The organism is Pseudoduganella sp. R-32 (assembly GCF_049913245.1).
Taxonomy (GTDB): domain Bacteria; phylum Pseudomonadota; class Gammaproteobacteria; order Burkholderiales; family Burkholderiaceae_D; genus Rugamonas.
In genome coordinates this window covers 5,782,847-5,798,677 of record NZ_CP183987.1, presented here as the reverse complement: position 1 = coordinate 5,798,677, position 15,831 = coordinate 5,782,847, and the positions used below count along the sequence as shown (strand labels likewise).

Sequence of the window (15,831 nt, the reverse complement as noted above, 5' to 3'; positions counted from 1 at the left end):
AAGTCAGGTGCGCAAGCCTTCCAGGATTTTCAATGCAGCACGCTCCGCTTCGCCTTCGGCGGCATGCTGGTCCAGAAAGGTCTGGTCTGCCGACACGCGTCGCTTCGGATAGATATGGGTCATATGCATCGGGTTCGCGGAAGGGGCGAAGATGGAGACGTAGGCGCCCCATTGCTTCGTGCCTTCAAGTAGTTCGCCGGTGTACTCAATCTCGTAGTCATCAACGCTTTTGGTAGGCATCGTCATTTTAGGATCAGCGCAGGAACTTGCCGGCTTTGGCTTCGAGGAGCCGAACCAGTTCGGCCTGCATGTATTCGTAGTCGTCAGGAATGTCGAGGCAAATCACGCGCTTCCCGTTCAGGTGCGCCCTGAAATCGCGGGAGAGGCGGTTGCGGTGAGTCTTCTCCATCACGAAGATGATGTTGGCCCACGCGATCTGCTCGCTCGACAGGGGGACGTCGGCGTCATTGCCCAGGCCTGCGGAATCGGTCTCCACATCGGGCCAGCTCGCGAATACATGCTCCGCTGTCGGGCTGCGCAAGCGATTTTGCGTGCAGATGAAGAGTGCTCGTTTCATGGTATAGGCGAATTTTGCACGAATCTTATCAAATTTAAACCAGATCAAGGAAATCAAAAATCAGCGCCGTCAAGTCGCTGTTCACTACATTTAGTGTGTAATATCCATCGCAACACAACATCTAGTTTAAGAGAATAATGAACCCTGCCCGCAAGACTACCGTGGACGTCGAGTCCTCGATCAATGAATACCTCCAGCAGCTCGACTGGCGGGTGAACGCCAATGCCAACCAGGGCTATTCGCTGGGCGGCATGATCCTCAACATTTCCGGCAAGATGGTCGCCAACTACTGGCTCGACCACGTCTACCCGCGCACGGTCGGCGAAGCGCATCGCAATGCCGATATCCACATCCATGACCTCGACATGCTGGCCGGGTATTGCGCCGGCTGGTCGTTGCGCACGCTGCTGAACGAAGGCCTGAACGGCGTGCCGGGAAAGGTGGAATCGGCGCCGCCGAAGCACCTCTCCAGCGCCGCCGGCCAGATCGTGAACTTCCTTGGCACCTTGCAGAACGAATGGGCCGGCGCCCAGGCTTTCAGCTCCTTCGACACCTATATGGCGCCCTACGTCCGCAAGGATAGGCTGGGCTATGAACAGGTACTGCAGACCATGCAGGAACTGGTCTACAACCTGAACGTCCCCTCGCGCTGGGGCACGCAAACGCCTTTCACCAACCTCACTTTCGACTGGACCTGTCCGGAAGACTTGCAGGAGCAGGTGCCGGTGATCGCCGGCGAAGAGATGCCGTTTACCTATGGCGACCTGCAGGCAGAGATGGACATGATCAACCGCGCCTACATCGAAGTCATGATGCGCGGCGACGCCAAAGGCCGCGCCTTCACCTTCCCGATCCCGACCTACAACATCACGCCGGACTTCGACTGGCACAGCCCGAATGCCGACCTGCTATTCGAAATGACTGCCCGCTATGGCTTGCCTTACTTCCAGAACTTCGTGAACTCGGAACTCAAGCCGAACATGATCCGCTCCATGTGCTGCCGCCTGCAACTCGACCTGCGCGAACTGCTCAAGCGGGGCAACGGCCTGTTTGGCTCGGCCGAACAAACCGGCTCGCTGGGCGTGGTCACGTTGAACTGCGCCCGCCTTGGCTACCTGTATGCAGGCGACGAGGCGGCGCTGTTTGCACGCGTGGACGAACTGCTTGAACTGGGCAAGACCAGCCTGGAGATCAAGCGCCAGGTGATCCAGCGCCTGATGGATGGCGGCCTGTTCCCCTATACCAAGCGTTACCTCGGCACGCTGCGCAACCATTTCTCCACGCTTGGCGTGAATGGCATGAACGAAATGCTGCGCAACTTCAGCGGCGACACGGAAGACATCACCACCGAAGCCGGGGCCGCGCTGGCGATACGCCTGCTCGATCACATCCGCGCCCGCATGCTGGAGTTCCAGGAAGAGACAGGACATATGTACAACCTCGAGGCTACGCCGGCCGAAGGCACAACCTACCGCTTTGCCAAGGAGGACCGTGCCCGCATGCCGTCGATCCTGCAGGCAGGCACGCCGGAAATGCCTTACTACACCAACTCTTCGCAGCTCCCGGTGGGCTTCACCGATGACCCGTTCGAAGCGCTGGAGCGGCAGGACGAGCTGCAACGGAAATACACAGGCGGCACCGTGCTGCACCTGTACATGACCGAGCAGGTATCCAGCGCCGATGCCTGCCGCCACCTGGTGCAGCGCGCACTGACGCACTTCCGCCTGCCGTACATCACGGTGACGCCGACGTTCTCGATCTGTCCGAAACACGGCTACTTGAGCGGCAAGCACGAATTCTGTCCGAAATGCGATGAGGACATCCTTGCGCGCAAGACGCGCGAACTTTCACTTGACTAAGGAGATAGGCATGACCGCCAAGCAGCCAAACCAGGAAATCGCCCTCACCGACGCAGAGCGCCAGCCTTGCGAAATCTGGACGCGTGTAATGGGGTATCACCGCCCGTACTCGTCCTTCAACGTTGGCAAGAAGGGGGAATTCAATGAGCGCACTTATTTCGTCGAGCGCCGGAACAATGGCTGACAGGGAGCTCAAGGTCGGCGGCTACGCCAGGTTTACGTCGACCGACTATCCCGGCGAGCTGGCAGCCGTTGTGTTCGTCCAGGGCTGTCCCTGGCGCTGCGGGTACTGCCACAACCCGCACTTGCAGCCCAGGGACGTTGCGCCGGCGATCGCCTGGCGCGACATGCTCGCTTTTCTCGCCGGCAGGGCAGGGCTCCTTGACGCCGTGGTGTTTTCCGGCGGCGAGCCGACCCTCGATCCGGCGCTGGAAGACGCGATGCGCAGCGTGAAAGCGCTCGGCTTCAAGGTGGGCTTGCACACCGCAGGCATCTACCCTGAGCGCCTGAAGCAGGTGCTTCCGCTGACGGACTGGGTAGGCCTCGACATCAAGACCTCATTCGAGGCCTACGATGAAATCACTGGCGTCAGCTGCAGCGCGCAAGCAGCGCGCACCGCCGCCCGCCTTGTCATTGAGAGCGGCGTTCCGTACGAATTCAGGACCACGATCCATCCCAGGCTGACTACACCCCGGCACCTGGCCGCGTTGGTGGAGCAGATTTCCGGCATGGGTTGCGAGACGTATGCACTGCAGGATTTCCGTTCGGTTGGCTGCCGCAGCCAGGATTTGATCAATTCCGCCAGCGAAGGCGTTTTGCACGGCGAATTGGCCGGCCAGGTGAAGTCGCGGTTCCGCCAGTTCACGCTTCGGCAAGCGAATGGCTAGCTGATCACTTCACCAGCATGGCATCACGCAGGATCGACCCCGCCATGTCCAGGGCTTGTTTGCCTTCCTTCAGTTCCTGGTAATAGTTGGGCCAGAAGTGGAACATCTTCGGCCATATTTCGAGCCGCACGCGTACGTCGGCGATGGTGGCTGCACGGGCGAGGGCGATGGAATCATCGAGCAGCGCTTCAGTGGCGCCGACGAAGATGTTGAGCGGGGCGATGCCGTGCAGATCGGCGAAAACAGGGGAGGCCAGGGGCACGTTCCGCGGCCGGTCGCCGAGGTATTGCTCGGCCAGGAACAGCATGAGTTCGCGGTTCAGCACCGGGTCGCGTTCGGCGTTTCGTGCGTAGCTGCCTGCCGCAATGGTCATGTCGGCCCAGGGCGAGAACAGGACCGTGCTCGCCGGCTGGGGCAGGCCCAATTCCCGCAAACGCACCAGCATGGCGATGGCAAGGCCGGCGCCAGCGCTATCGCCTGCCACTGTAAGCTGCATTCCCCGATCAAGCAAATACTGGTATCCGTTAACGGCATCATCCAGCGCATCAGGGAAGGGGAATTCGGGAGCGCGCCGATAGTCCAGGGCGAAGGTCTTCATTTCCGCCGCGCGACCCAGTTCGCTGACAAAATGCCGGTGGCTTTCCAGGGAACCCCATACGAAGCCGCCGCCGTGCAGGTAGAGGATGACGCCGTCTTCGCGCGCGTCCGAAGTGAAGGTCCATTCGGCGGGAACGCCGTTCGCCATGACGGGAGCGACGCTGACGTCCGCGGCAGTCGGATAGAGGCCGGCCAAGGCATCACATGCCTCCCGGCGCTGAGCGATGGTGAGTTCTGTCGGCCGTGCACGAAACATCGCCTCCAATCGATCGAGCTCGTTCATTGGTCAGATCCTCATGGCGTCCATAATTTATAAGGACTGTCAGCAGCGCAGCCTGTTGAATCGGTCCATATGTCGCCATCTTGTGATCTGTCACGGTGCAGCACCCGGTCATGATCGGGGTAGGTAATCCGGTCGATTGTTGCCCGTGTTCCGACGACCATGCATCGGGCCGGTACTTGACCCTGGTTCCAGAGATAGTGTCCAACTGGCGTCCCATGCGGCCATGCCACCGCGTCGCCCGGGCCGAGGAGGGATTCGGTCTCGCCTTCGACAACTGTGACCTCGCCCTCAAGGACGACCACGAGTTCGTCCTCCGATTGATGCCAATGCTTGAGCGAGGACCGTGTGCCCGGCATGAGCACATGGATGAATGCGCCAAACTGGGTTAATCCGCCGGGTTCACTGATCCACTCTTCCCGATTCAAGACGCCGGGGGTAGAGGTCTCGCTGGTCTCGACTTGTCGTTGGCTGGTGCGAATGACAGGCATGTATGCTCCTCAATGATCATGGTGACCGGCATGTCCGCCCTTATGCCTGAACGCCTTCTACGCGAAGACGGGGCGGAAGAAGCTTCGTTCGTAACTGACGATACAGCGGGTGTCTTCGGCATACTTGAAAGCAGCCTGGCACTGCGGGTCTTCGAGGGACTTGATCCGGTACTCCTCATACTTCGCGAGGCTCGGAAACGAGAACATCGCAAGCGCGACGTTGTTCGTACCTTCGGAAGGCATGAAGTAACCGTGGTGCGCGCCGCCAAACTTCTCAACTAACGGAATCCACATTTTCCCGTAGTGTTCAAATTCCTTGAGCTTGTACGGATCGATGATGTAGCGAAGGTAGCAGGTGATCATAGGGCATCTTCATGGGGGGCGGTGTGCCCTAGTATAAGGGAGGCGGAACCTGTGCGCGCGCCCTGCGCAGTTTTCGCAACAGATGGACCGCTATGCGCGTGGAATTCACGATGTAATGGGGCTTGCCATTGCTTCCGCCGTGCCCTTGGCCGCTATGCGGTGCAAGGTTCGTTCCAATGCGGCGGTATCGGGATAGATGCGGACACTGGTCACGCGACCCCAGCGGATCTCAATCAGGTTGACGCCTTCAGCGGTGGTCTTGACGCCGTCGGTCCCATTGTTGGTTTCAGTCCAGATGGCCTCAACCTGCGTGCGCCATGGCCAGCCCGAAACCCGTACCTCATGAAGAGTAAAGTTAATTCCCTGCAGAAGGCGGAGCAGACGTTCGTACCATGCGCGGATGGCTTCCGGAGTCCTGCGGGTGCCGGACAAGGCGTGCGTGCCTACAAAGTAGTGCGTGGCATTGGACGCCAGTTCGTCGGTCACCGCATCTATTCTGCCTTCGTTGAGCCCTGCGAATACCTTCGTGATCTTGCGACGTACGATAGCGTGGTACATCCTGATTCTCCTGAATTGGCTGCTGGATGGGAATGCGTCCATCGTAGACCAGGACGCCGTCATTTCAAACCCTGGACCGGTGGCAGTCCGCGGTCACGGGGAGCCTAGCCAGAGAAGTGCTGCGACGGCGAAGAACACTATCCAGGAAAGGTGCCGGCCGCGGGTGAAGTAGAGAGGGAACAAACCGGATACCAAGGCGACGATGCTGAAGACCTGAAGAACTGTCCGGGTCTCGACCGGCTTTGCCGATGCCAGAAGGACGGTGGCCGCGATGCCCCACCAGACCAAGGTCAGAAGATGCCAGACAAACCTGAGCGTGCCCGTGGTGAAGTCGGTCCCGCCGAAGAGCGCGGGCAGGTTGTCGCGCTTGAAGAGGCGAATCAGGATGTAGCGCTCGCCCAGGTATGAGTGGGCGACGCCCGTGAAGAAGAGCAGCAATGCGGCGATGGTCAGCATTTCCTGCTCCGTGGAGCGAGACCGCGCAAGATTTCAAGCCGGTTCGACGGGGCGTCGGGGGCGAGGAATTCGGGAATGGTGAAGGCGTCGCGCTGTGGCCGCGAGAGGAAGGCTACAGGCCATTCCGTAATTCGCTCCTCGCGGACGTGGAAATACTGGCCCGGCACTGGTTCGTCGATATATTCGCGCTGCAGGACCAGGGCAAGGGGTTCTTCAGTTCCGGGATTTTCAGCGGAAAACTCTCTGGCTTCCTCGAACGTTTCGAAGGCGTAGTAGTAATCGCTGCCGTCGGCTTCGTCCGAGGCGCCGCGCTCCAGGTGGCACCATACGCGGTACTCGAGGACAGCATCCCACACGTAGCCACCGCCGGCCTTGGTAGAGGCGGGGTACTCACCAACTTTTAGCGGATCCAGGACAGTAGGGTAGGTCATGGTTTGGATAGAATTTGAACGGCTGCTTGAAAGGATCGCTGACTGCGAGCGACGAAAAATACAAACGAGCGGGCTTTGGAAGTCCTAGTAGAACTCTCCAATTTCGATAATTGATTGGGCGCGCAAGGCATTCCGCAGCGCCTCCACGAATTCACGGTTTGGCAAGGAGCGTACTTCATCGGCAAACGTGGGCAGGTCCTTGCCAAAGTCGAGGATTACCGCCGCGCGCCAATATCCTTTGCATTCCGTTGAAGCGAGATGCTTCCTCGCGTAATCCTCGACGTGCAGCTTTACCTTCGGCGCTGTCGTATTCGTGGACGGGAATGACTCGGCGTAGGCCGTCCCATATGGTTCTTCGTCCTGGTAAGCGATGGTGGGCGCCTCCAGCAGCTCGAAGAAAAGCCCTTCACAGCTCCACTGAATCCTGTAGTCCTCGCCAATTATGACGAGGATCTCCGAAAGATAGCGCTCCTCGTCCTCGCAATCATGGAAAGAAGGACCCGCAAGGCGAGCGACTGCCCCCCCACTTGGGCCTGCGAACTTGAACACTTTGCCCGCAAGGCCTTTCGGAATGCTTGCATCGGTGGTCCGGCTTTGCTTTCCGGACGTGAGGTCGACGATCTCCAACAGCTCGTCGTTAAGGCCCCAAGATCCGAGCACCTTGTTCACGCGCTCGAACGTGTCCTGCTCAGGATGCCAGTTCTCCTGATCCACTACGAAGAAGTGGCGATATTCAACTCCCATCATTTCCCCCCAACGAAAACGGCGATCGCGAGTAGCCAACTGCCGAACAGGAACAGCATCAGCTGGAAAGTCCACCGGATGAGGGGAGTCTCCCACTGCCTGGGCTGCTTTCCGCGTATCAGCGTGAGGAGAAGATGCATGCCATTGAGTCCGCCCAGCGGCAAGAGGTTCATTGCCACGATCTTTGCTCCGAGAAGTCCCGCAAAATCGGCCAGGGAGTGCGAGCCGGCAAAAGTCCTGCCTGCCCGCAGGTATTCCTGGGCGTCGGTGAAAGGACTGAGCGCGCCAAGGACCAATTGGCGGAAGGCGCCGGCAAAGGCTTCCGCTCCCTCATGTCCCAGTGTCAGCATTGTGATGAGCAGGACCGATCCGAGGCCGGCAATTGGAACGGCGATCTGTTTCCAGACCGGGGCATGGTCGAACGCGTCGGCCATGTCGGCGTCGGAGAGAATCTCTTCGCGTGAGTCTTTCAATCGGACGTATCCGCTCATTGGAAACCATCCGAGCCGGAACTTGCCGCTCTCCCAAATCGCTGCTCCTGTTCCGAAGGAGACCTTGCGAACAGGGATGCCGGCGCAGTGCGCCGCCAGCGCTGTTGCGGCGACGTGGACAGAGGCGAGAGCGCAGAGAAGAGCGAAGGTTTGGACCAGCCAGGGCATCATTTCACCTTGACATTACTCAGCCGAACCTCCTGGTAAGCTCGGGGAACCGGGCATCCAGGTCCTCTTCTTCCCATGGAGAGCCTTCAATTTCGCCTCCCTTTGGCAGGTCGTGCTCGGGGAAGTCATCGTACGATTTGCCAGTTTTTTCCTCCCAGGCCTGCCAGGCGATGTACTGGTAGCCCTCGACCTGGCACTCGCCATCATGGTCCTCCACGACCGCTGCAAGCGAATCGGCGTTGGACATTGCGGCTTCGTAGACTTTCTCGCCCCGGGAAATCAGCCAGCCCCTGAAATCAAGGAAGCCGTCGTCCGAGCATCCGCCACCAATGATGTAGGCCGCGCCCCAGAGGTCCCAATGGTAGGCCCGAGCATGGTACTCGGACAAATGGCGGTCGAAGGACACGATTTCTTCGGGCGACATCTCTGCGAGCAGTTCACCAAGCGAGTCAAGCTGCCGCTCCGGATCGCCGCCGGCAGCGTGCCGCGACTTGTCGATGATGTTCCAGAATCCTGCTTTATCCATGGATGTTCTCCGTGCTGATTTTGTGTTGGGGAGCCGGACCTGGCACCAGGAGCAGCGTGTAAAGGAATGCGCCAAGGACGGAAGCCGGCAGCGGCAGCACGAACCAGATGATGATTGAAATTATGTCGAACTCCGCGCCCTGAATGGGGAAGGTATGCAAGATGGCAAACCATGCGCTCTGTAGCGCTCCAACGATCGCGGCGTTCAGGTAGCGCTGATTGGCAGCCAATGACGCGGTCATGTAGCCGCCGATGATGCTGGCGAAAATTTGCGTAGTGATCGAAGCTTTCTGATACCAGGGGCTTCCGACCGCGGCCGTGATTGCCTGGCCCAGGTCTGTTCCCTGGTTCATGCCGATCCATACCAAAACATTGACGGCGATGGTGCCCAGGATGTTGACGAGAGCGAGAGCGGCGGCGGTGCCGAGAAAGACTGGAATGGTCCTGTTGGTGTAAGTCATAAAGGCTCGGCGCGCATTTTTGCGGGATTAATTATTGCGGATTTGCAATTTAAAGTATGCCAGTTAATTGCAAAATCGCCAATCCCGTGGATGTGCCGCGCGGGGCTCTGCTTCTAGCGTTTTTCGAGCCGGTCGATCAGTTCAAGCACCTCCTGCCGCTTCACGAAGGTGGCGGCATTGCGGGAGTTCGGGGTGGGGAGGGCGCCATTCGCGACCAGCAGTTGAATAATCTCCATGCTGCCGCCGACGATCGCAGCGTCGAAGGGGTTTCTCTTTCCGGGGACATAAGCGCTGGCGTTGGCACCCGCTTTCAGGGCTTTCCGTACCTCCGCAATATCGTTGTAGGCAGCTGCGGCGGCCAGGCGCTCATTGTGATCCATCCCTTGATAGTTACGCAGCGTTGCTGCGTCGAATTCAGGCAGGGATGCTCCAGCCTGCAGGCCTATCGTCAGGCGTGAATTTGAAACGAAATAGTGTGGAGGCACGAAGAGGTTGTACCGGGTGTTTTCCTTTGGCTGTCCGGGCGGGGTGTAGAGCTCACCTTTCAGCACGCGTCCCGCAGCATCGAATCTGGCGCCTCGGCAAGGATCGAGAAACAGCGCCTGCTTCTCCTGGCGGCGATCGGGCTCCTGGAATTGCAGCGAACATCCCGAGTGCGGACTCCATGCTGCAATCACCAGGTATTCGTCTTTGAATGAGCGATAGCGTGTCTTTTCTATCGGCGGCTGGCCGAACATGAAGAGTCGCGTCCACGCGGACGATGCGGAGGTCTGGTTGGAGGCGGCGATCGACTCAGCCCAGTTTTTTCCTTCCGGGTCGGCGAGCTGCGTCGTCGGGCCGCCGCGCAGATATTCAAGGTCTTCGGCCGTGCGACGGTAGATCCACACCGGCGCGTCAACGTAATCGACCTTGACCGGCTTGCCTGGGGCAAGGGCGGCCAGGTCGACGTCGACGCGATTGTTTGCCTTCTGCAGCTGGGCGCGGATGTAGCTGGCCGGGAAGTCGTCCGCCAGCGCGGCCGCGGCGTGGCAGCAACCCGCAAGAACCAACATGGAGAATAGGCGTTTCATCTTCAGCTCAATCTGCCACCGGCATTATATGCAATAGCGCTTGCGCAGCAGGTCCAGCATCGCCACGTTCTGCTCCCACGCATTGCTCACCGGCTGGCCGGTATAGGGCAAGGTGAAAGTATAAGGGGCCGGACCAAACTCCGGCGTGAGCGTCATGCGTTCGGCGCCGTCGTTGCGGCGCAGTTCGATGATGCGGTCCCACCAGGACAGGTGGGCCTGCAGCGCATCGGCATTCTCCGGCGCGCGGAAGTCGGCCACTTGCGGGCCTTGCTGGTGGCCTACGCGCGCGTGGATGTGGCGCACGCGCGGCAGTACCTTGGCCAGTGTCAGCTCCTGGTCTTCGAGCAGCGATTCACAGGCCACGCACCAGTGCGAAAGGTCGGCATTCAGGTGCAATTGCGGCAGGCGATCGAGGTAGGGCAGCAGCAGCATCGGGTGGCCGCTGAAGCGGCTGCGGTGGATCTCATGCACCACCGGCACGCCATATTCCTTCGAAATGCCGGCGGCGAGCGCGATCAGTTCTTCGTTTTGCCTTGGCGTGTACCAGTCCTTGCCGGTGTGCGAGTTGACCAGCACTGGCTGCACTTCGCAGGCATTGCGCAGCAGTTCGCCGAGCGCTTGCTTGTGCGCGTCGAAGTCGCTGTGGAAGACTGTCTCCCATTGAGCGACAATCAGGTCCAGTCCGGCGTTGGCGATTTTGTAGACCCAGTTGTCGCGCTGCGCGCGGTCCAGCGGCAGCGACATTTCGATGCCGTCGAAGCCGGCCTCTTTCACCTTGGCGATGAAGACGTCGGGCGGCAAGTCGTTGCTGCCCCAGTGCGGCGCGAAGATGCTGATTTTCACAGGAAGCCTCGCACGGGGAAGGACGCATCGCGCTGGATCCAGTTGCGTTTGGAGTACTCGGCGCGGCCGTCGGTGACGTGCAGCGTGTAGGCGTGGCGCGAAACAGGCGAACGGTTCGGCGCGCTGTAGTGCGGCAGCAGGCCGTGGAAGCAGACCAGCGAGCCGGCCTTGCATTCGAGCGGCACGGCGGTGGCGTCGGTCGGCCATGGCGTGTTGTCCAGCTTTTCCACGCTCACTTGGTCGCCTTCGCGGATGAAGCGTTCGCGCAGCGGCGAGCGATGGCCGCCCGGTTCGGCCCACATGCAGCCGTTCTCCAGCGTGGCGTCTTCCAGTGCGAACCAGAAGGTGGTAACGCTGATCGGGGTGGTGTCGAAGTAGGTGGCGTCCTGGTGCCAGCGCACTTCGCCGCCGATGCCGGGCTGCTTGAAGATGTACATCGATTGCCAGACCTGCGGTTCGGCCAGGCCGATATCGCGGGCGATCTGCTCCAGGCGCGCATCGGCGGTGAACGCGCGGAAGGCCGGGTCCAGGTCGTGCATGGCGTGGCCGATCTTGTTGATCGAAAGCTCCTTGGCCTGCTTCAGTTGGCCGTCCGGGCCGAAGGCTTCTTCTTCAAAGAAGCAGCGCACCGTGTTGTCCGAGCCGAGGAAGTAGTCGTCGGCCTTCTTCTCCTGTTCCTTGGTGGTGAAGATGCCTTGCGCGACGGCCGGGTCGAAGTCGTTCACGACTTGTGCGGCGCGGGCGCGCAGGGCGGCGATTTCTTCCGCGGTCTTGAAGCCGGGGATGACGATGAAGCCATCCTTGGCGTATTGGGCTTTCTGGGCATCGGTCAGCATGTGGCGCTCCTTTTCTTAACTTAGGTCATTGTAGGGAAGTCATTGGATGCCAACAATGCGCAAACGGTTGACACATTGTCTCTGAAATGGAGACAATCGACCCATGGACCAGCTCAAGGCAATGGAAATCTTTGTGGAGGTGGCGCGGCAGCGCAGCTTCAGCGGCGCCGCGCGCCGGCTGGGCATGACGCGCGCCATGGTGAGCAAGCATGTGATTGCGCTCGAAGAACGGCTCAATGCGCGCCTGCTGCACCGCTCCACGCGCGATGTGAGCCTGACCGATGCCGGGCAGGCTTACCTGGAGCCTTGCGCGCTGGCGGTGCTGCAGGCGCAGGAAGCGGCGCGGGTGGTGACGCATGCCGGCGTCGAGCTGGCAGGGCCGCTGCGGATACAGGCGCCGTCCAGCTTCGGCAGCGAATGGCTGGCCGATGCGGTGGCGCGCTTTAGCTTGCCGCATCCGCAGTTGTCGCCGCTGCTGCATGTGGACGATGCACTGCTCGATCCGATCGAACACGGCTTCGACCTGACGATCCGCGTGGGCGGGATTCCGGACAGCCGTGCGCTGGCAATACGGCCTTTGGCGCCTTGCCGCGGCATCCTGTGCGCCTCGCCGGCCTACCTGGCGCGGGCAGGCCGGCCTGAGATTCCAGAGGACCTGCATCGCCACCAGTGCCTGCACTTCAGCCACCTCACCGGCGGTATCGCCTGGCACTTCGCTCGCGGCGAGGAGCAGGCCACAGTACGCGTGACGCCGGCCTTCACCGCCAATAACGGAATGGTTCTGCAGCATGCGGCCTTGCGCGGGCTGGGCATCGTCTATACGACAACCTTCCTGGCCTGGCGCGACCTTATCGAAGGGCGGCTGGTGCCGGTGCTGGCCGACTGGGACTTACCCCTGAACCATTTGAGCGCCCTGTACCCGGCCACGCGCCAGCTATCGCCGAAGGTGAGGGCGCTGATCGATTTCCTGGTGGACGAGTACCAGCCCGCGCCCCCTTGGGACAAAGCCTTGGCGGATGCGGGGTTGCTTATTTTGTAACCGTGATGCGACAATCCGATGATGAAAAATTCACGACATGAGCGCGCAATTGAATTGCTGGAGGCAGCAGGCTTCCCCAGCCGGGATTTGCTGCCTTTGTTGCATCGGATGATGTGGAGCATTGGCATCCGGGTTCCGCCACCGCTGTTTGCTCCTTTCCACGTCAATCTACTGGTGTTTTGGCTGGCTTACAGCGCTGTCGCGACCCTGGGTATGGCGTTTGGAACAGCGCAAAGACTGGTTGTGAAAAATTCGGTCCTGCTGTCCGGTGCTTTGTTTGGCCTGGCGCTGGCCTTGCTGATGGCTGCATTTTTCCTGCGCACGAGACGGGTCAATAAATTGCCGACGTGGCAGGAGCTGGGGCTGCGATGAGGGAAAGCAAGGAGCGCCTGCTCAATGTCGACGCCTTGCGCGGCTTTGCGCTGTTCGGCATCCTGGCCGTCAATATCTGGTCGTTCGCCGATCCCTATTTTGCCTCCGGCGTGAACAACCCGCGCTATGCGAGCGCGCTTGATATGGCGGTGCGCTTCATCGTCGCGCTGCTGTTCGAAGCCAAGTTCTACCTGCTGTTCTCTTTCCTGTTTGGCTACAGCTTCATGCTCCAGGCCTGGGCCGCCGAGCGTGCAGGCGCCGCATTCCGGCCGCGCATGCTGCGCCGGGCGGCAGGCTTGCTGTTGTTGGGCGGATTGCATGGCTGTTTCCTGTTCTATGGCGATATCCTGCACCTGTATGGTTTGCTGAGTTTCTTGCTGCTGGTCTGGTATGGCCGTGAGTGGGATGGCCGCAGGTGGCGCTCGGCCGAATGTGCTGCGCTGTTGCTGATGCTGGCGGCCTTCATGCTGGTCGTGCTGGGCGTTGTTGTGATGCTCTCGCCGCAAGCGGGCCCCCCGGAGCTGAAGGCTGTTTTTGCCAAGCTGGCCGCCTTCCATAGCGATGCCCGCAGCACGCAGGCATTCATCATGGACGAATTTCCGTCGACTGTGGCCTTCCTGATGTTTGGCCAGGGGCCGAGCGCGCTGGCGATGTTCTTGCTGGGGCTGGGAGCGGGGCGTGCGCACCTGCTTGAGCGTGTCGGATCAATCGAGCAGCTGGTGCGCCCGATCCTGCGCCTGGCCGCCACGTTCGGGCTGGTTGGCGCCTTGCTGTATGCGGCTGCTTCCGAGTTCGCGCCGGGCGGCGTGCTGATGATATTCTCGACGGCGCTCAGCTACCTGACGGCGCCGATCCTGACCGCGGCCTATGTGGTCGTCCTGATGCTGTTGTTCGAGAGCCGTCGCGGCGCGCGGCTGATCGCGGCGCTGGCGCCGATGGGCAAGCTGGCGTTGAGCAATTACCTGATGCAGTCGCTGGTCATGGCCTTGCTGTTCACCGGTTACGGCATGCGCCTGTGCGATGAACTCCCGCCGATCGCCGTTCTTGCCCTGGTGCCTGCGATCTATCTCGCGCAAATGGCCCTCAGCGCCTGGTGGCTCAAGCACTACACCTACGGCCCCGCCGAGTGGCTGCTGCGCGCCATCACCAACTGGCAGTGGTTGCCTCAGGAAGCAGGCGCCCAGCCGCCGTCGCGGTAGACCTGGTCGTCGTCGAGGTAGACCGCATCGGTCTGGACGAAGACGTCGACGTGGTAGCGGGCGTCCTTGCGCTTGAACTGTGGCTTCTGGTACTGGCCATGCTTGGCGCCGAGCGAGAGATGGATGCCGCACATGCGCTCATAGGTGCCGATATCGTCCACTGTGCGCTCGCGCGAGAAGGCGCGGTTCATGCCGAAACCGAGTTCGCGCACCCACACTTCGCCTTCATGCGCGCGAATGATTGCCAGCATATTGTCGAACTCCGGCGTGCTCTTCTCGGCGCCGGTCACGCGGCCCTTTTCCACGATCATGGTGATCGGCGTGGCCGGGCGGTTGACGTGGAACGTGGTATCGCCGAACACGAAGACCTTGGCGCGGCCGTTGACTGCTTCCAGGTCTTGCGCTTCGGTGAACACTTCGCCGATCGGAAACAGGCCGCCGACATTCTTCATGGCGCTGTAGTCGCCGATATTCAGCTTGGCTTCTTCAAACGCAGAGGCGAACACCAGCCGTTCGCCGCCGCTCTCCACCACGCCCGACTGCGCGCGGTCGATGCGTTCCTTCAAAGCATGGCCGACGCCGCGGTAATACGCCGGGTCGTAGGCCAGCGCATCGATATAGACCAGGCCTTGCCCGTCCGGCATGCGTGACAAATGCATATGCTCGATCACCTTCAGGCCGCGCTTGAACAGCTCCATGCGGATGCGGTATTCGTTCAGGCGGAAGCTGGTGGTTTGCACCAGCACCACCAGGTCGCCCGCCCGTAGTTGCTCGAAAGCCGCAAGCACGTCGGCCGGCTGCACCGTGTCGAAGTCGATGAAACGGCCCTCCGGCAGGGCCGCGCGGTAGGCGTCCGCCAGCACCATGGAAAGCGGGCTGCGCTGGTCGAACACCAGCAAAGCCTGCTGCGGCGCGGCGTATTCGATGGCGTGGGCAAGCAGGTCGCGTACATTGCGGGCTGCCGTATCGCGGGCGGCAGGTGGAAAAGCGGTCATTATCAGGCTATAAAGAGGATGAGGCATGCGCATTATACGGCGTGCCGCCGCTTGAACCGGGAAGGGGCGCGAGGTAGAATCGGACGAATATAGCCGGGGAGAAACATCAATGGGTGTACAGTTTGGCCAGGACTTGCCGCTTCAGCGGCCCGATGAAACGGATAGCCGTGCGGCCATTTTCGTCCCGACCGCCAATATCAAGGAAGATATCCTGTCCGCTGTCCGCAAGGGCGCGGCGGTCGTCGGCTTCGGCAATCACGACCATACCTTGACCATCTATTACGAAAGCAACCGCTTCAACGAGCCAACCCTGGCCAAGTGGGAGCAGAAGGCGCGCAAGGCTTACGACCGCCTGCGCGACAACCTGCCCACCACCTCCAAGATGGTGTGCAAGCTGGATAACTTCGAGCAGATCGGTTACATCAGCAACAAGGGCATCACCATCCGCCGCCGAGCCAGCCTGGATCGCTGGCTCGAGTTTTCCGACGCCCAGGATTCCGCACCGGAAGGCGATAACGTCGCCTTCGCTCCGCCACCGCCGCCCAAAAAGATCGTCGCCGATTAAGACTCGGTGCTACCATCAGCCCAA

Annotated in this window: 23 protein-coding genes; 7 read left to right on the top strand and 16 right to left on the bottom strand. The window is 60.7% G+C overall.

Translation table 11 applies throughout. The features are described from left to right. Positions 1–3: 3 nt before the first annotated feature. Together ACN9MU_RS26545 and ACN9MU_RS26540 are read right to left on the bottom strand one after the other, a co-directional pair. A complete protein-coding gene (locus ACN9MU_RS26545) occupies positions 4–246 on the bottom strand; it encodes a hypothetical protein (protein ID WP_426343661.1) in 243 nt (80 codons plus the stop codon). A 7-nt stretch (positions 247–253) separates the two neighbouring features. Continuing rightward, positions 254–577, bottom strand: coding sequence for a low molecular weight protein tyrosine phosphatase family protein (locus ACN9MU_RS26540; protein WP_426164274.1), 324 nt, complete (start codon positions 575–577; stop codon positions 254–256). 137 nt (positions 578–714) lie between these two features. On the opposite strand from ACN9MU_RS26540, the gene ACN9MU_RS26535 reads away from it, so the two are divergent. From ACN9MU_RS26535 to ACN9MU_RS26525, 3 genes are read left to right on the top strand one after another with little or no spacing between them, the layout of a single operon-like run. Next, positions 715–2,436, top strand: a complete 1,722-nt coding sequence (locus tag ACN9MU_RS26535) for a ribonucleoside triphosphate reductase (RefSeq protein ID WP_426343660.1) — start codon at positions 715–717, stop codon at positions 2,434–2,436. A 10-nt stretch (positions 2,437–2,446) separates the two neighbouring features. Further along, the gene (gene nrdD / locus ACN9MU_RS26530) at positions 2,447–2,620 is read left to right on the top strand and encodes an anaerobic ribonucleoside-triphosphate reductase (RefSeq protein ID WP_426164268.1); all 174 of its coding nucleotides are present in this window, start codon (positions 2,447–2,449) and stop codon (positions 2,618–2,620) included. Next, complete coding sequence (locus ACN9MU_RS26525; protein ID WP_426343659.1) at positions 2,580–3,323, top strand: anaerobic ribonucleoside-triphosphate reductase activating protein; 744 nt, start codon at positions 2,580–2,582, stop codon at positions 3,321–3,323. The genes nrdD and ACN9MU_RS26525 overlap by 41 nt, the downstream gene beginning before the upstream one ends. 4 nt (positions 3,324–3,327) lie before the next feature. Here ACN9MU_RS26525 and ACN9MU_RS26520 read toward each other — a convergent pair whose 3' ends face one another. The 13 genes from ACN9MU_RS26520 to ACN9MU_RS26460 form a co-directional block, all read right to left on the bottom strand. Next, positions 3,328–4,203, bottom strand: a complete 876-nt coding sequence (locus tag ACN9MU_RS26520; protein WP_426164263.1) for an alpha/beta hydrolase — start codon at positions 4,201–4,203, stop codon at positions 3,328–3,330. Positions 4,204–4,214: 11 nt separating this feature from the next. After that, a complete protein-coding gene (locus ACN9MU_RS26515; protein WP_426164261.1) occupies positions 4,215–4,691 on the bottom strand; it encodes a cupin domain-containing protein in 477 nt (158 codons plus the stop codon). 57 nt (positions 4,692–4,748) lie between these two features. After that, on the bottom strand, positions 4,749–5,054 hold the full coding sequence (locus tag ACN9MU_RS26510; protein WP_426164259.1) for an NIPSNAP family protein: 306 nt from the start codon (positions 5,052–5,054) through the stop codon (positions 4,749–4,751). Positions 5,055–5,159: 105 nt separating this feature from the next. After that, positions 5,160–5,612, bottom strand: coding sequence for a nuclear transport factor 2 family protein (locus ACN9MU_RS26505; protein ID WP_426164256.1), 453 nt, complete (start codon positions 5,610–5,612; stop codon positions 5,160–5,162). A gap of 93 nt (positions 5,613–5,705) precedes the next feature. Beyond that, the gene (locus ACN9MU_RS26500; RefSeq protein WP_426343658.1) at positions 5,706–6,068 is read right to left on the bottom strand and encodes a hypothetical protein; all 363 of its coding nucleotides are present in this window, start codon (positions 6,066–6,068) and stop codon (positions 5,706–5,708) included. After that, positions 6,062–6,499 carry a GCN5 family acetyltransferase gene (locus tag ACN9MU_RS26495; protein ID WP_426343657.1) on the bottom strand — a complete coding sequence of 146 codons (438 nt, stop codon included), beginning with the start codon at positions 6,497–6,499 and terminating at the stop codon, positions 6,062–6,064. The genes ACN9MU_RS26500 and ACN9MU_RS26495 overlap by 7 nt, the downstream gene beginning before the upstream one ends. A gap of 84 nt (positions 6,500–6,583) precedes the next feature. Then, positions 6,584–7,246: a hypothetical protein gene (locus ACN9MU_RS26490; RefSeq protein WP_426343656.1), complete on the bottom strand. Its 663-nt coding sequence runs from the start codon at positions 7,244–7,246 to the stop codon at positions 6,584–6,586. After that, positions 7,243–7,905 (bottom strand): site-2 protease family protein, encoded by a 663-nt coding sequence (locus tag ACN9MU_RS26485; protein ID WP_426164249.1) that lies wholly within the window; start codon positions 7,903–7,905, stop codon positions 7,243–7,245. The genes ACN9MU_RS26490 and ACN9MU_RS26485 overlap by 4 nt, the downstream gene beginning before the upstream one ends. Before the next feature lie 16 nt (positions 7,906–7,921). Then, a complete protein-coding gene (locus ACN9MU_RS26480) occupies positions 7,922–8,428 on the bottom strand; it encodes a DUF4240 domain-containing protein (protein ID WP_426164247.1) in 507 nt (168 codons plus the stop codon). Then, positions 8,421–8,888 carry a hypothetical protein gene (locus tag ACN9MU_RS26475; protein ID WP_426164245.1) on the bottom strand — a complete coding sequence of 156 codons (468 nt, stop codon included), beginning with the start codon at positions 8,886–8,888 and terminating at the stop codon, positions 8,421–8,423. The genes ACN9MU_RS26480 and ACN9MU_RS26475 overlap by 8 nt, the downstream gene beginning before the upstream one ends. A 113-nt stretch (positions 8,889–9,001) precedes the next feature. Further along, positions 9,002–9,958 (bottom strand): hypothetical protein, encoded by a 957-nt coding sequence (locus ACN9MU_RS26470; protein WP_426164243.1) that lies wholly within the window; start codon positions 9,956–9,958, stop codon positions 9,002–9,004. 24 nt (positions 9,959–9,982) lie between these two features. Beyond that, complete coding sequence (locus tag ACN9MU_RS26465; RefSeq protein WP_426164241.1) at positions 9,983–10,801, bottom strand: sugar phosphate isomerase/epimerase family protein; 819 nt, start codon at positions 10,799–10,801, stop codon at positions 9,983–9,985. Next, a complete protein-coding gene (locus ACN9MU_RS26460) occupies positions 10,798–11,637 on the bottom strand; it encodes a phytanoyl-CoA dioxygenase family protein (protein WP_426164239.1) in 840 nt (279 codons plus the stop codon). The genes ACN9MU_RS26465 and ACN9MU_RS26460 overlap by 4 nt, the downstream gene beginning before the upstream one ends. 103 nt (positions 11,638–11,740) lie before the next feature. Between ACN9MU_RS26460 and ACN9MU_RS26455 the strand changes: the two genes are divergently transcribed. Genes ACN9MU_RS26455 through ACN9MU_RS26445 form a run of 3 tightly spaced genes read left to right on the top strand, consistent with a single transcriptional unit; the run spans position 11,741 to position 14,247 of the window. Then, a complete protein-coding gene (locus ACN9MU_RS26455; protein WP_426164236.1) occupies positions 11,741–12,676 on the top strand; it encodes a LysR family transcriptional regulator in 936 nt (311 codons plus the stop codon). Positions 12,677–12,694: 18 nt separating this feature from the next. Continuing rightward, positions 12,695–13,048: a DUF6404 family protein gene (locus ACN9MU_RS26450; protein ID WP_426164234.1), complete on the top strand. Its 354-nt coding sequence runs from the start codon at positions 12,695–12,697 to the stop codon at positions 13,046–13,048. After that, positions 13,045–14,247, top strand: coding sequence for a DUF418 domain-containing protein (locus ACN9MU_RS26445; protein WP_426164232.1), 1,203 nt, complete (start codon positions 13,045–13,047; stop codon positions 14,245–14,247). Before ACN9MU_RS26450 ends, ACN9MU_RS26445 begins: the two co-directional genes overlap by 4 nt. Here ACN9MU_RS26445 and ACN9MU_RS26440 read toward each other — a convergent pair. Continuing rightward, a complete protein-coding gene (locus ACN9MU_RS26440; RefSeq protein ID WP_426164230.1) occupies positions 14,214–15,242 on the bottom strand; it encodes a hypothetical protein in 1,029 nt (342 codons plus the stop codon). The genes ACN9MU_RS26445 and ACN9MU_RS26440 overlap by 34 nt on opposite strands. A gap of 109 nt (positions 15,243–15,351) precedes the next feature. On the opposite strand from ACN9MU_RS26440, the gene ACN9MU_RS26435 reads away from it, so the two are divergent. After that, entirely contained in the window at positions 15,352–15,807 is a 456-nt protein-coding gene (locus ACN9MU_RS26435; RefSeq protein WP_426164228.1) for a hypothetical protein, read from the top strand. The last annotated feature ends 24 nt before the right edge of the window (positions 15,808–15,831 follow it).